The organism is Sorangium sp. So ce185 (genome assembly GCF_051526825.1).
GTDB lineage: Bacteria > Myxococcota_A > Polyangia > Polyangiales > Polyangiaceae > Sorangium > Sorangium cellulosum_D.
This window is the reverse complement of record NZ_CP150316.1, coordinates 7734529-7746676: the sequence shown is the minus strand read 5'-3', so window position 1 is coordinate 7746676 and position 12148 is coordinate 7734529. Positions and strand designations below refer to the sequence as shown.

Below are 12148 nucleotides of genomic sequence, written 5' to 3'. Positions count from 1 at the left end.
GGGCGCGGTCTGACCGGAGCCCACGAAACCGACTTTCGCCTGACCCGTGTGTCATGGCGCATGCGGCTCGGATGACGCTCCATCGTGGTTCGATCCTCGCAAGGACCTCCAAGGAGCTACCCATGAAGCAGATATCCATCGCGTCCTCCGCAGCGCTCGCCACGCTGCTCATCACCGCCTCGAGCCTCGCCACCACCGCCGCGCCGACGCCCACGTGCACCGTGATCCAGCGGGGCGCCCTGGGAGACATCTACAACGCCGAGATTTGGAGCCTCGCCCCGAGCTATCACGTCCCGACCCCGTTCGAGGTGAACACGGGGTACTCCAGCACCGTCGGCGAGAAACGAGCCCTGTTCGGCTTCGAGCTCGGCGCCATCCCCGCGAGCTCGCTCGTCACGTCGGCCAAGTTCTACGTCCTGACCTACAGCAGCACGGCCCAGACCGTCCGCGCTCACCGGGTGCTCGCCCCCTGGAGCGAGGCGGACGTCACCTGGAACAACCTCGGCGGCATCGATCCGACGTTCTTCACGTCGTTCGAGTCCGGCGGCTCGGCGTGGCGCGAGCTCGATCTCACGGAGCTCGTCCAGGAGTGGGTGAGCGGCGTCTCGCCCAACCACGGGATCCTCCTCGAGGAGGACGAGAACGGCAAGACGTCGTACCGGGGCAGCGCGCACACGGACCCGTCCCAGCGCCCATTCCTCGAGATCTGCTACACGACGCCGAAGGGATCCATCGGCGACAAGGTGTGGTTCGACGCGAACGCCGACGGCCTCGAGGACGCCTCCGAGCTCGGCATCTCCGGCGTCGTCGTCGACCTCTTCGCCGACGCGGGCTGCGACGGATCCGCCGACGGCGCCGCCCTCCAGACGACCGCGACCGACGCGGCGGGCGCCTACCGCTTCGGCGAGCTCGACGCAGGCTGTTACGTCGTCAGCGTCGACGACGCGACGCTCCCGCTCGGGCACCAGCTGACCACCGACGACGAGCCGCTCGCCGTGTCGCTCGACGCGGGAGAGAACGTGTCCGACGCCGACTTCGGCTACGTGACGTACTCATCGATCGGCGACACGGTCTGGCTCGACAGCGACGCCGACGGGCTCTACGAGCCGGAGACGGGCGAGCTCGGCGTCAACGGCGTCCGCGTCGAGCTGTTCCAGGGCGACCAGCTGATCGACTTCACCATCACCGGCGACAGCCCCTACACCGGCCAGCCCGGTTTCTACCTCTTCGACACGCTCTCGGCGGGCACCTACTCGGTGGTCGTCACCGCCGACAACTTCATGACGAGCGGCCCGCTCGCCGGGCAGGAGCCGACGGCGGATCCGGACGGCGGGCTCGACAACGTGGGCACGGTCTCGCTCGGCTGGGCGCAGGACCTGCTCGACGCGGACTTCGGCTACCAGCTCTCCTGCGGCAACGGCGTCTGCGGTGGCGACGAGAGCTGCTCTACCTGCGCTGTCGACTGCGGCATCTGCCCGCCCACCTGCGGCAACGGCGCCTGCGAGGCCGGCGAGGACTGCGGCAGCTGCAGCGCCGACTGCGACGTCTGCCCGCCCACCTGCGGCGACGGCGCCTGCGACGCCAGCGAGACCTGTAGCAGCTGCAGCGCCGACTGCGGCGCCTGCCCGCCCGTCTGCGGCAACGGCACGTGCGAGGCCGGCGAGGACTGCGGCACCTGCTCGGACGACTGCGGCGCCTGCCCCGCGGTCTGCGGCAACAACGTCTGCGAGACCGGCGAGGACTGCGCGAACTGCGCCGGCGACTGCGGCGCTTGCCCCGCGGTCTGCGGCAACGACCGCTGCGAGGCGGGCGAGAACTGCCTCGAGTGCCCGAGCGACTGCGGCATCTGCCCGCCGGTGTGCGGCAGCGGCGTCTGCGAGTTCGGCGAGACCTGCTCGAGCTGCGCGGCCGACTGCGGGGCATGCGCGCCGGTCTGCGGCGATGGGGTCTGCAAGGCGGGCGTCGAGGACTGCTCGAGCTGCGCGGCCGACTGCGGCGCCTGCCAGTGCGCGTCGCCCGGCACCGGCACCCCCGGTTACTGGAAGAACCACCCGAACGCATGGAAGGTCTCGAAGCTGACCATCGGCGGCAAGACGTACACGAAGGCCCAGCTCCTCGACATCATCAGCCGCCCGACCAAGGGCGACGTCACGTACATCCTCGCGAAGCACCTCATCGTCGCCAAGCTCAACGTCGGCATCGGCAATCAGTCGAGCTGCATCGAGCGCACCATCGCCGCGGCAGACGCCTGGCTCAAGAAGTACCGTCTCGGCAGCAACGTCAAGGACCGGGGCTGCAACTCGCCGTGGGAGAGCGGCGAGCCGCTCGCCGACAAGCTCGACGCGTACAACAACGGTCGCCTCTGCGCGCCCCACCGCGATGACGTCGATTGTGACGGCAACGGCCACGACCGCGACCACGACCACCACCACGGCCACGGCTGCCGCGGTCGGTAAGAGGCGCGACAGGCGAGCTGGCCTCGGGACGGGCGCGTACCGCGCGCCCGGACATCGAGGTCACGCCGCCCTCGGCGCCCGGTGAGCCTCATTCTCCAGGGATCGCTCATCGGGCGACGCCGAGCTGCCGCATCAGCCCGAGCTCGTCGGTGACGCGCCAGTGCTCGGCGATCTTCCCTCCCCGGAACAGCTCGATATTGATCTGTTCCACGCTCACACGGCGATGGGTCGCGGCGATCCCGAAGAGCGGTCCTTCATGTACGCCCTCCATCCTGACGCGCACCGCCACGCGGTCGTCTCTCACGACGAGGTCCTCGATGGTGAAGTGGAGGTCCGGGAACGCGACACGAAACGCGGCCACGATGGGCTTGAGGCCACCGGGGCCCGGCGGCGGATTGGGCGTGCTCGGCGTGTGGTTGATGTAACCAGCGGCGAGCAGCTCATCGAGGACCTCGAGGCGGCCCTGACTCCAGACCTCGTCGAAGTAGCGGCGCACGACCGTCTCTTGATGCGCCTCGTCAGGCGTAAGACCGCTTGATGACGGGCTGCGCGCCTTCAGGGGCGCACAGCCGGCGACCCCCGTGAGGGCCAAGAAGAGGAGCCGCCGCGAGAGCGCGGCTTGTTTCAGCGTCGATCGGGCCATGCCCGGCACTCTGGCCTTCGGCGGAACGCTCAACAAGCCTGTCGGCGCGAACGAATCGTTCGCGCTGGAGGACAATCGCCGCGTGATTCGCGCGTCTGAGCCGAGGGATTGACGACGGTCGACCCGCCGTGTCGGGCACCGATCGACAGCGCGTGTCGGGTCTGGCGTGCTTCGGTGGCTCGCGGCGCATAGGATCGTGCCCGTCGACCTGGAGGCAGGTGCGCCGGGTCGCCGTCGACGAGCGCTCGGGGGGTACGGCGGCGACGGCGTGGTCATCGCCGGCGCGGGGGCGTGGCACCGCAGCGCCGACGCCAGGGGCGCCGCACCGCTCGCGGGATGGGGCGCCGCTCGGAGGGCCGGGTGAGGGCAGGGGCCTCGGCCCAGCGGCGCCGCGGGCTCCCTGCCGCCGACCCCACCGCGGTCCCGCCGCCGGCCCCGCCGCGGCCTACCGCCGTCGCCGGGCGGACGCGTTCGAGGTCCGCTCTGCTCCGGCGCGCGCTATGGTGTCGGCTCCCGGCCGGGGCCGGGGGTTCCTCGCCGACCATGCCGCCGACCCGCCTGCTCCGCAGCACCGAGATCCCCCAGGCCGACAACCTCGCCAACGTGCGGCGCGTGCTCGAGGCGCTCGCAGGAGGGGCGACCGCGAAGGAAGAGATCGCGCAGCAGACGGGCATCTCCCTGCGCCACGTCGGCTATGCGCTCGCCGCCGCCCGCGTCCTCGGCTGGCTCGGCGACGACGACGCCTCGATCACGCCCGCTGGTCGCGGGCTGCTCGCCGCCCCGCCGAGCACCGCCGACGAGCGGGCACTCCTGCGGCGCGCGATCTTCGCGTGCGACGTCGTGAAGGAGGTCGCGCCCGATCTCTTCGAGCCGGCGGCGCCCACCGCGGTCGCGCTGGCGCGGCGCCTGTACCGCTCCACCGCCGGCATCGCGAAGGAGACGGCGCGCCGGCGCGCGCAGACGCTGCTCGCGTGGCGGAGCCAGGTGCTCGAGCAGCAGCTTCCGCTCTTCCCCAAACGTCCGCGGAAGCGCCGCGCCGCCGCCCCGGCGGGTGCTTCCGCGGAGGCGGCGCCCGGCGCCGGCGACGCGGCAGCGCCTGCCGCCGCCGCGGACGCGGCGCCTTTCGCTGGCGACGAGGGAGCTCCTGCCCCCGGCGAGGCGACCTCGTCGCCCATCGCGCCCGGGGAGAGCGACGCGCCCGCCGCAGACCGCCCCGCGCAAGCGAGGCGGGCGCCGCGGCGCTCTCGGCGATGAGCGGCGAGGTCCGGGGGCGGGGATCCCGGGGAAGCGCTACCGCGCCGCCGGCTGCTTGCGCGCGAGGCGCGCCGCGCGCAGCTCGTCGGCGGTCAGCCGGTTGTCGCGGTTCGCGTCCGCCGCCTTCACCCGCTCCCAGCGCTTGTCGCCCACCTCGTCCCTGGTGAGGAAGCCGTCGCCGTTCTTGTCGCTCCGGGCGAAGCGCGCCTGCTGCTTCGCCGCGCGCGCCTTCTTGTGCTGCTCGGCGTGCGCCTTGAGCTCCTCGGCGGAGAGCGTCCCGTCCTTGTTCGTGTCCGCCTTGCCCAGCCGCTTCTGCGCCTTCTCCGGGAGCTCGGCGACGGTCAGCTTGCCGTCGCCATTCTTGTCCAGGCGCTTGATGAGCCGGGCCGGATCCTTCGGGCGGTGCTCGCGCCGGGCGTCCTTGTCCTGCCGCGGCGCCTGCGTCTCCGCGGCGCCGCTCGCCGCGTACGCCGCTCCGCCGCCGGCGAGCACGGCCGTCGCGAGGAAGCCGCCGAGGATGAAGCGATGGATCGCGCTGCGGGCCGTGTTCGAGAGCTTGGAGAGGGTCATGATGGTCGTGCTCCTTGGTGCAAGGGCCAGCCTGTTCTTGCCGGCTTCTGCTCCTGGGACGCTGCCCGGCCGACCCTCCCTACGCGCGCTCCGAATTTTTTTGGGGGCTACCCCATCGCCGGTTTCGAGCCCATCATGCTCCGGAGCCGCGCGACGTCGCGCGACGGCGGCGCGCCGAACAGCCGGCTGTACTCGCGGCTGAACTGCGACGGGCTCTCGTAGCCGACGCGGTAGCCGGCGGTCGCCGCGTCCACGACCTCGCCGAGCATCAGGCGGCGCGCCTCCTGGAGCCGGAGCTGCTTCTGGTACTGGAGCGGGCTCATGGCCGTGACGGCCTTGAACTGATGGTGCAGCGCCGAGGGGCTCATGTGCACCTCGCGCGCGATGGCCTCGATGCGCAGCGGCCGGGTGTAGTTGCTCTTCACGAGGCTGATCGCCTTGGCGATCCGCTGCGCCTGGCTGCCGGCCAGGGCGATCCGCTGGACCCGCGCTCCCTGCTCGCCCTTCAGCAGGCGATAGTGGATCTCGCGCACGGCGAGCGGCGCGAGGATGGGAATGTCCTGAGGCGTCTCGAGCAGGCGGATGAGCCGCAGCGCCGCGTCGATCAACGGGAGGTCCGTCCGGCTGACGAACAGGCCGCGCTCCTCGCGCTCGCCGCCGGACGCCGCGCTCGGCCTGGGGAGACCGGGCTCGGTGAGGAGCGCGCCGACGTCGCTGGGCTCCAGCTCGAGGGCGAGGCACAGGTAGGGGCGCTCCCGCGACGCCACGAGCACCTGGCCGACGAGCGGCAGGTCGACCGTGACGACCAGGTAGCGCGCGGGGTCGTAGACGACCACCTCGTCCGCCAGCATCACCTGCTTGCGGCCCTGGGCGATGAGGCACACCATCGGCTTGTAGACGGTGTGCAGCGGCTCGGAGGGGCGCGAGGCGCGGATCAGGCTCATGCCCTTCACGGCCGTCGCGCGCATGCCGTCCTCGGCGGTGAACCGCTCGATCAGGGCTGCCAGCTCCGCGAGTCGCCGCTCGATCTCGCGATCCAGCTCCTCTGCCGCCGGGGCGCTTGCCTGCATGGGCCCAGGCTACCTCATCGAGCCGGCTCCGCCCAACCGGCGGGCCCGCGAGGGCGCTCCGGCGTCGGCTGACTGCCCTGCCGCGCGCGGGGGGCCGCCGATCGCGCTGGACGCACGCCGTGCAGGATCGGGCAAGACCCGTCCAGGAACCGACTACCGCGCCCTCGCGGTCGAGGCCTAGGTTCTCCCCGTGACCGGCGCAATCCCGCGCTGGAGAGCGAGCGAATCAAGGAGTCTCTCATGCCTGGTATCGAGGGTAAGGTCGTTGTGATCACCGGCGCGAGCAGCGGTATCGGCGAGGCCGCCGCGCGCCTCCTGGCCCGGCGCGGCGCCCGGGTCGTGGTGGGCGCCCGGCGCACGGACCGGCTGGAGAAGCTCGCGTCCGCCATCCGCGCGGAGGGCGGAACCGTGGAGCATCGAGCCGTGGACGTCACCAAGCGGCAGGACGTGGCCGATTTCGTCGACTTCGCGCGGGCGACGTTCGGCCGCGTCGACGTGATCGTCAACAACGCCGGCGTCATGCCGCTCTCGCCCCTGTCATCGCTGAAGATCGAGGAGTGGGATCGCATGATCGACGTGAACATCCGCGGCGTCCTGCACGGGATCGCCGCCGGGCTGCCGATCATGAAGGCGCAGGGCCACGGGCACTTCGTCAACGTCTCGTCGATCGGCGGACACATGGTGGTCCCGACGGCCGCCGTGTACTGCGCGACGAAATTCGCGGTCTGGGCCATCTCCGACGGCCTCCGGCAGGAGTCCACCGACCTGCGGGTGACCGTGATCTCCCCCGGCGTCACGGAGTCCGAGCTGGCCGAGACCATCACGGACGACAGCGCGCGGCAGGCCATGAAAGAGTTCCGGAAGACCGCGATCTCCGCGGACGCCGTGGCCCGCGCGATCGCGTTCGCGATCGAGCAGCCGGACGACGTCGACGTGAGCGAGATCGTCGTCCGTCCGACGGCGAGCCCGCACTGATAGGAAGAGATCACCCACCCGGGCAGGGCGCGCCCGCGCGGGCCCACGTCTCCCACGCGGCCACGAACTCGGCATAAGGCGTCGGGATGGGCGTGCGGCCAGCGCCCGGGTTCCAGCCCCAGGTCACGAGCGGATCCTCCAGGTGGACGCGCAGCGCCGCCATGTCCTTGCCGCCGTTGCGCGCCGGATCCTTGATTTGCTCGCACAGCGCCCCCGGGGCGACGCCGACGAACACCATCGGCATGTCGGGCGGCGGCATGTGCCAGCCTTTCGCCACGCCGGGCGGCACGTGCGCGCCGTAGCTGCTCGGCGGGTTCGCCGGCCCGTGACACGTCGTGCACTCGGCCCCGGCCATGCCGTGGCCCGTGGGACCGCGGAGCACGAACTGGTTGTGAAGACGGCCCTCGTCGCCCTGCAGCGGCACGTCGCCCGCGGGGTGACAGTTCTGGCAACGAGGATGCTGGAGCACGCTGCGCACGGTCTCGAACGCGGCGAGGCCGGCCGCGCGGTCGACCGGCGCCGGCGCCGGCGCCTGCGAGGCCGCGGACGTCTGCCCCCCGCACCCGGCGAGGAGAAAGGCGAGAACAAGAGAGGAACGGATCATCATTGGCACCTAGGCGAGGCGGAACGGGAGGGAGCGCAGCCGCTGCTTCGTCAACGCGAACACCGCGTTCGCCACGGCAGGCGCGATCGGCGCGGTCGCCGGCTCCCCGATGCCGCCCATCGTGGCCTTGCTCGGGATGATGTGGACGGCGATGCGCGGCATATCGGCCATCCGGAGCATGGGATAGTCGTGGAAGTTGCTCTCCTGGACCTGCCCCTCGACGATGTTGAGCTTGCCAAAGAGCGCCGCCGTGAGGCCGAACGCGACGCTGCCCTGGACCTGCGCCTCGATGCCGAGCGGGTTCACCGCGGTGCCGCAATCCACGCTGCAGGTGACCGAGTGAACGCGGATGCGCCCCTTCTCGATCGAGATCTCGGCGACCTCGGCGACGATGGAGCCGAACGACTCGTGCATCGCCAGCCCGCGCGCCCGCCCCGGCGGCAGCGCCGTGCCCCAGCCGGCCTTCTCGGCGGCGACCTTCAGCGCGTTGGCGTGCCGCGGCTTGTCCTTCAGCAGCTCGAGGCGGTACGCGAGCGGATCCTGCCCGGCGGCGTGCGCCAGCTCGTCGACCATGCTCTCCATCGCGAAGGCGGTGTGCGTGTTGCCGACCGAGCGCCACCACAGCACGGTCACCGGCGTCCTCGGCGAGTGCAGCGACACGCGGAGCGCGGGCATGCCCGCGAGGTACGGCGAGTCGCCGACCCCCTCCACCGAGGTGTGGTCGATGCCGTTCTTGACGACGAGCGACTCGAGCGGCGTACCGGCGACGATCGACTGGCCCACGATCATGTGATCCCACGCCGTGGGCATGCCCCGGCCGTCGACGCCGACCTGCACCCGATGGACGTACGCGGGGCGGTAATAGCCGCCGCGCATGTCGTCCTCGCGCGTCCACACGACCTTGACCGGCACGCCGGCGGCCTTCGCGACCATCACGGCCTCCCCCACGAAATCCGCCACGGGGCTGGCGCGCCGGCCGAAGCCGCCGCCGAGGAACGTCGTGTGGATCTGGACCTTCTCGGGAGTCGTCCCGAGGATCTTCGCCGCGGCCATCTGGTCGCCGGTCTGGAACTGCGTGCCGGTCCAGATCTCGCAGCGATCGCCCTCGATCTTGACCGTGCAGTTGAGCGGCTCCATCGGCGCGTGCGCGAGGTAGGGCACGTCGTACTCCGCCTCGATCCGCGACTTGGCCGCGGCCAGGGCGTCCTCGACCTTGCCGACCTGGTGGGCGACCGGGCCCGGCTTGCGCGCCTGCGCGCGGAACTCGTCGATCAGCCTGGCGCTGTCGGCGCCGCCCCCCTCGGGCTTCGTCCACTCGGCGCGGAGCGCGTCGCGCCCGAGCTTGGCCGCCCAGAAATGCGCGGCGACGACGGCGACGCCGTTCGCGGTGGGGACGACCTTCTCGACGCCGGGCACCTTGAGGGCGTCGGCCGCGTCGTACTTCGCGAGCTTCGCGCCGAACGCCGGCGGGCGGAGCACCACGGCGGTGCGCAGCCCGGGGAACTGCACGTCGATCCCGAACTGCGCCTTGCCCGTGATCTTCTCCGGCGTATCGATGCGGCGCACCAGGGTGCCGATTAGCTTCCAGTCCTTGGGATCCTTCAGCTTCACCTTCGCCGGCGGGGTCAGCTTCATCGCCTCCTCGGCGAGCTGGCCGTAGGTCAGCTGATCCTTGCCGTGGGTGACGACCCCCTTCGCGACGACGCACGCCGCGGGCGCGACCTTCCAGCGGGCGGCCGCCGCGCGCACCAGCATGTCCTTCGCCATCGCGCCGACGGTGCGATACCGATCGAACTCGCCGTTCGTGCTCGTCGACCCGCCGGTCATCTGGAAGTGCATCACCGGGTGGCCGTACACCGGCGCGGCCGGCGCGTGCTCAGACCGCACCTTCGACCAGTCGCACTCGAGCTCCTCGGCGATCAGCATCGCGAGCCCGGTCCAGATGCCCTGGCCCATCTCGGAGTGCGCGAGCACCACGGTCACGGACTCATCCGTTCCGATGCGCACGAACGCGTTCGGCGACAGGGGCTGCGGCTGCGCCGCCTTCGGCGCGGCGCGGACCCCCTGCGGCACGTAGAAGCTGAGCAGGAGCCCCGCCGCAGAGCCCGCGGCCACCTGCAAGAAGTCGCGCCGGGAGACGCTCACTTACCACCTCGCTTGAGGCGCGACGCGAGGATCACCGCCTCGCGCACGCGCACATAGGTCCCGCACCGACACACGTTTCCGGACAGCGCCGCATCGATATCGGCGTCGGTCGGTTCTGGTTTCTGCTCGAGCAACGCGGCCGCGGTCATGATTTGCCCGGACTGACAGTACCCGCACTGGACGACATCGGCCTGCGCCCACGCCTGTTGCACGACGTGCGACCCGTCGGCCGACAGGCCCTCGATCGTCGTCACTTTGCGCGCCCCGACGCTCGACACCGGCAGGACGCAGGAGCGCGCGGGCTTACCGTCGATGTGGACCGTGCACGCGCCGCACTGGGCCATGCCACAGCCATACTTGGTGCCGGTCAATCCCAACAGATCCCGGAGCACCCAGAGCAGAGGCATCTCCGGAGCGGCCTCGACCTCGCGAACAACGCCGTTGATATGGAGTTTCATGGCCGCTTTCGCCTTACTTTTGCGTTCGTGCGGCGTCAAGCGAGCGACCTTGGTTTTATCAGTTCTTCACCGTGGCCGGCGGCGCGCCGTCGCCCCGCGGCGCCCCAGGGGGCGGCGGTCGCGCGCGAAGTTGCGTACGACGTTGCGTCCGGCGGCGAGGAACGCCCTGGCGGGAGCATCGCGAAAGGATGATGATGCCAGGCGCATGAACGAGCTTGAGCGGATCGTGCGGGAAGCGACGAAGTTGGTGGCGGACCGGTCCCCGTTTCTGCTCGCGACCGTCGTGCGGGTGTCGGGGTCGTCGTACCGGCGCCCCGGCGCGCGGATGCTGGTCGCCGGCGATCGCTGGCTGTCGGGGTGCGTGAGCGGCGGTTGCCTGGAGGGCGACGTCATGCTCCGCGGAGAGCACCGGTGCCGCGATGGAGCCGTGGTGGTCACGTACGACTCGACCACCGAAGACGGAGAGCCGTGGGGCGTCGGGCTCGGCTGCAACGGCGTCGTCGACGTGCTGCTCGAGCGCGTCGAGGCCGGGGCGACCCACGACGCGCTCGCCTTCGCCGGCGCGTGCTTCGCCGAGGAGACCACCGGCACGCTGGTCACGGTGATCCGCTCGACGGTCGACGCGGTCCGGGTCGGCGCGCGCCTCGCCTTCGGCCCGCCGTGCGCGCTCGCGCACCCGGTGACCGATCCCGCCGCGCGCGCCGCGATCGAGCGCGCCGCGCGGGGGCCGGCCGGCGTCGTCGAGCTGGACGGGCTGGGGATCACCGCGCTCGTCGAGAAGATCGCGCCGTCGCCGCAGCTCTTCGTGCTCGGGGGCGGCCACGACGCGGCGCCCATCGTCTCGCTCGCGACGTCGGTCGGGTTCCGGGTCACGGTCGCGGTGCCCGTCCTTCGCCAGGGCTCCCGGTTCGCCGCGGCGGACCGCGTCATCGCCACCGGCGGCGCGATGGATCGCCTGCGCGCGCTCATCGACGCGGCCGCCGAGGCGTATGTCGTCATCATGCACCACCAGCGCACGCCGGATCGCGACGCGCTCACGGCCGCCCTCGCGTCGCGCGCCCGCTACATCGGCGTGCTCGGGCCCGCGCGCCGCACGCGCGAGCTCCTCGCGGAGATCGGCCAGGGCCCCGGCGACGATCCGCGGATCCACGCGCCCATCGGGCTCGATCTCGGCGCCGAGACGCCCGAGCAGATCGCGCTCTCGGTCGTGGGCGAGCTCCAGGCCGTCGCGCGGAGGGCGCAGGGGGGGAAGCTCCGCGACCGCGTCCGCCCGCTGCACGCCGGCCTGGCGCTGGCCGTGCTCGCCGCGGGCGGCTCACGTCGCCTCGGGCGCCCCAAGCAGCTCGTCGAGCTCGGCGGGGCGCCGCTCGTCCGGCGCGTGGCGGCGGCGTGCGTCGAGGCGCGATCCGGGCCGGTCGGCGTCGTGCTCGGCGCCCACGCCGGCGCGGTCGCGCGCGCGCTCGGCGACCTCGACGTCGCGCGCATCGCGAACGACGGCTGGGAAGAGGGCATCGCCTCCTCGATCCGCGCCGCGGTCCGGTGGGCGGAGGCCTCGAAGGCCGACGCGCTCCTGATCGCGCTCGCGGATCAGCCGCTGATCACGGTCGAGCACCTCACCGCCCTGCGGAACGCGTGGCTGGCGGGCGCTCCGGTCGCCGCGTCGCGCTTCAGCGGCGTCGTGGGCGCGCCGGCGGTGTTCGACCGATCTCGCTGGGGCGCCCTCGCGCGCCTCGAGGGCGACCAGGGCGCCGGCCGGCTGTTGCGCGCCGAGGGCATCGTGGCGATCGACTGGGCGGGCGGGGCGATCGACGTCGACACGGCCGACGACGTGCGCGCGCTCGGCGGCCACGCGCCGGCGAACCCGCCGGGCTGCTGATCGCCGGGGAGGTCGCTCCGGCCGCCCTTGACTTCGAGCGCACTCTAACTCTTACGGTGGCCTGCGTCGAAGCGCCGCGGCCCACCCCCGCGGCCTA

10 protein-coding genes are annotated in these 12148 nt (G+C 72.2%); 4 read left to right on the top strand and 6 right to left on the bottom strand.

The features are described 5' to 3' along the window. Positions 1-122 precede the first annotated feature (122 nt). Positions 123-2456 carry an SdrD B-like domain-containing protein gene (locus WMF26_RS28210; protein WP_437995202.1) on the top strand — a complete coding sequence of 778 codons (2334 nt, stop codon included), beginning with the start codon at positions 123-125 and terminating at the stop codon, positions 2454-2456. Positions 2457-2562: 106 nt separating this feature from the next. Here WMF26_RS28210 and WMF26_RS28205 read toward each other — a convergent pair whose 3' ends face one another. Beyond that, a complete protein-coding gene (locus tag WMF26_RS28205) occupies positions 2563-3174 on the bottom strand; it encodes an ester cyclase (protein ID WP_437995201.1) in 612 nt (203 codons plus the stop codon). A 468-nt stretch (positions 3175-3642) separates the two neighbouring features. Between WMF26_RS28205 and WMF26_RS28200 the strand changes: the two genes are divergently transcribed. After that, entirely contained in the window at positions 3643-4353 is a 711-nt protein-coding gene (locus WMF26_RS28200) for a hypothetical protein (protein ID WP_437995200.1), read from the top strand. A gap of 36 nt (positions 4354-4389) precedes the next feature. Here the strand turns inward: WMF26_RS28200 and WMF26_RS28195 are convergent, their stop codons facing one another. Together WMF26_RS28195 and WMF26_RS28190 are read right to left on the bottom strand one after the other, a co-directional pair. Beyond that, complete coding sequence (locus tag WMF26_RS28195) at positions 4390-4923, bottom strand: EF-hand domain-containing protein (protein ID WP_437995199.1); 534 nt, start codon at positions 4921-4923, stop codon at positions 4390-4392. A gap of 107 nt (positions 4924-5030) precedes the next feature. Then, the gene (locus WMF26_RS28190) at positions 5031-5993 is read right to left on the bottom strand and encodes an AraC family transcriptional regulator (RefSeq protein WP_437995198.1); all 963 of its coding nucleotides are present in this window, start codon (positions 5991-5993) and stop codon (positions 5031-5033) included. Positions 5994-6233: 240 nt separating this feature from the next. Here WMF26_RS28190 and WMF26_RS28185 point away from each other — a divergent pair, with 240 nt between their 5' ends. Continuing rightward, positions 6234-6968 (top strand): SDR family oxidoreductase, encoded by a 735-nt coding sequence (locus WMF26_RS28185; RefSeq protein ID WP_061622260.1) that lies wholly within the window; start codon positions 6234-6236, stop codon positions 6966-6968. A gap of 10 nt (positions 6969-6978) precedes the next feature. On the opposite strand, the gene WMF26_RS28180 is transcribed toward WMF26_RS28185, so the two are convergent. From WMF26_RS28180 to WMF26_RS28170, 3 genes are read right to left on the bottom strand one after another with little or no spacing between them, the layout of a single operon-like run. Then, positions 6979-7572: a hypothetical protein gene (locus tag WMF26_RS28180; protein ID WP_437995197.1), complete on the bottom strand. Its 594-nt coding sequence runs from the start codon at positions 7570-7572 to the stop codon at positions 6979-6981. 9 nt (positions 7573-7581) lie between these two features. Further along, positions 7582-9717 (bottom strand): molybdopterin cofactor-binding domain-containing protein, encoded by a 2136-nt coding sequence (locus WMF26_RS28175; protein ID WP_437995196.1) that lies wholly within the window; start codon positions 9715-9717, stop codon positions 7582-7584. Then, positions 9714-10175: a (2Fe-2S)-binding protein gene (locus WMF26_RS28170; RefSeq protein ID WP_437339525.1), complete on the bottom strand. Its 462-nt coding sequence runs from the start codon at positions 10173-10175 to the stop codon at positions 9714-9716. Before WMF26_RS28170 ends, WMF26_RS28175 begins: the two co-directional genes overlap by 4 nt. Positions 10176-10380: 205 nt before the next feature. Between WMF26_RS28170 and WMF26_RS28165 the strand changes: the two genes are divergently transcribed. Continuing rightward, entirely contained in the window at positions 10381-12051 is a 1671-nt protein-coding gene (locus WMF26_RS28165; RefSeq protein WP_437995195.1) for an NTP transferase domain-containing protein, read from the top strand. Positions 12052-12148: the final 97 nt, after the last annotated feature.

Excerpts from the sequence above, each read along its gene's own strand:
- WMF26_RS28195 (WP_437995199.1), bottom strand. The coding sequence starts at position 4,923 with ATGACCCTCTCCAAGCTCTCGAACACGGCCCGCAGCGCGATCCATCGC.
- WMF26_RS28180 (WP_437995197.1), bottom strand. The coding sequence starts at position 7,572 with ATGATCCGTTCCTCTCTTGTTCTCGCCTTTCTCCTCGCCGGGTGCGGG.
- WMF26_RS28170 (WP_437339525.1), bottom strand. The coding sequence starts at position 10,175 with ATGAAACTCCATATCAACGGCGTTGTTCGCGAGGTCGAGGCCGCTCCG.
- WMF26_RS28185 (WP_061622260.1), top strand. The coding sequence starts at position 6,234 with ATGCCTGGTATCGAGGGTAAGGTCGTTGTGATCACCGGCGCGAGCAGC.
- WMF26_RS28210 (WP_437995202.1), top strand. The coding sequence starts at position 123 with ATGAAGCAGATATCCATCGCGTCCTCCGCAGCGCTCGCCACGCTGCTC.
- WMF26_RS28190 (WP_437995198.1), bottom strand. The coding sequence starts at position 5,993 with ATGCAGGCAAGCGCCCCGGCGGCAGAGGAGCTGGATCGCGAGATCGAG.
- WMF26_RS28165 (WP_437995195.1), top strand. The coding sequence starts at position 10,381 with ATGAACGAGCTTGAGCGGATCGTGCGGGAAGCGACGAAGTTGGTGGCG.
- WMF26_RS28200 (WP_437995200.1), top strand. The coding sequence starts at position 3,643 with ATGCCGCCGACCCGCCTGCTCCGCAGCACCGAGATCCCCCAGGCCGAC.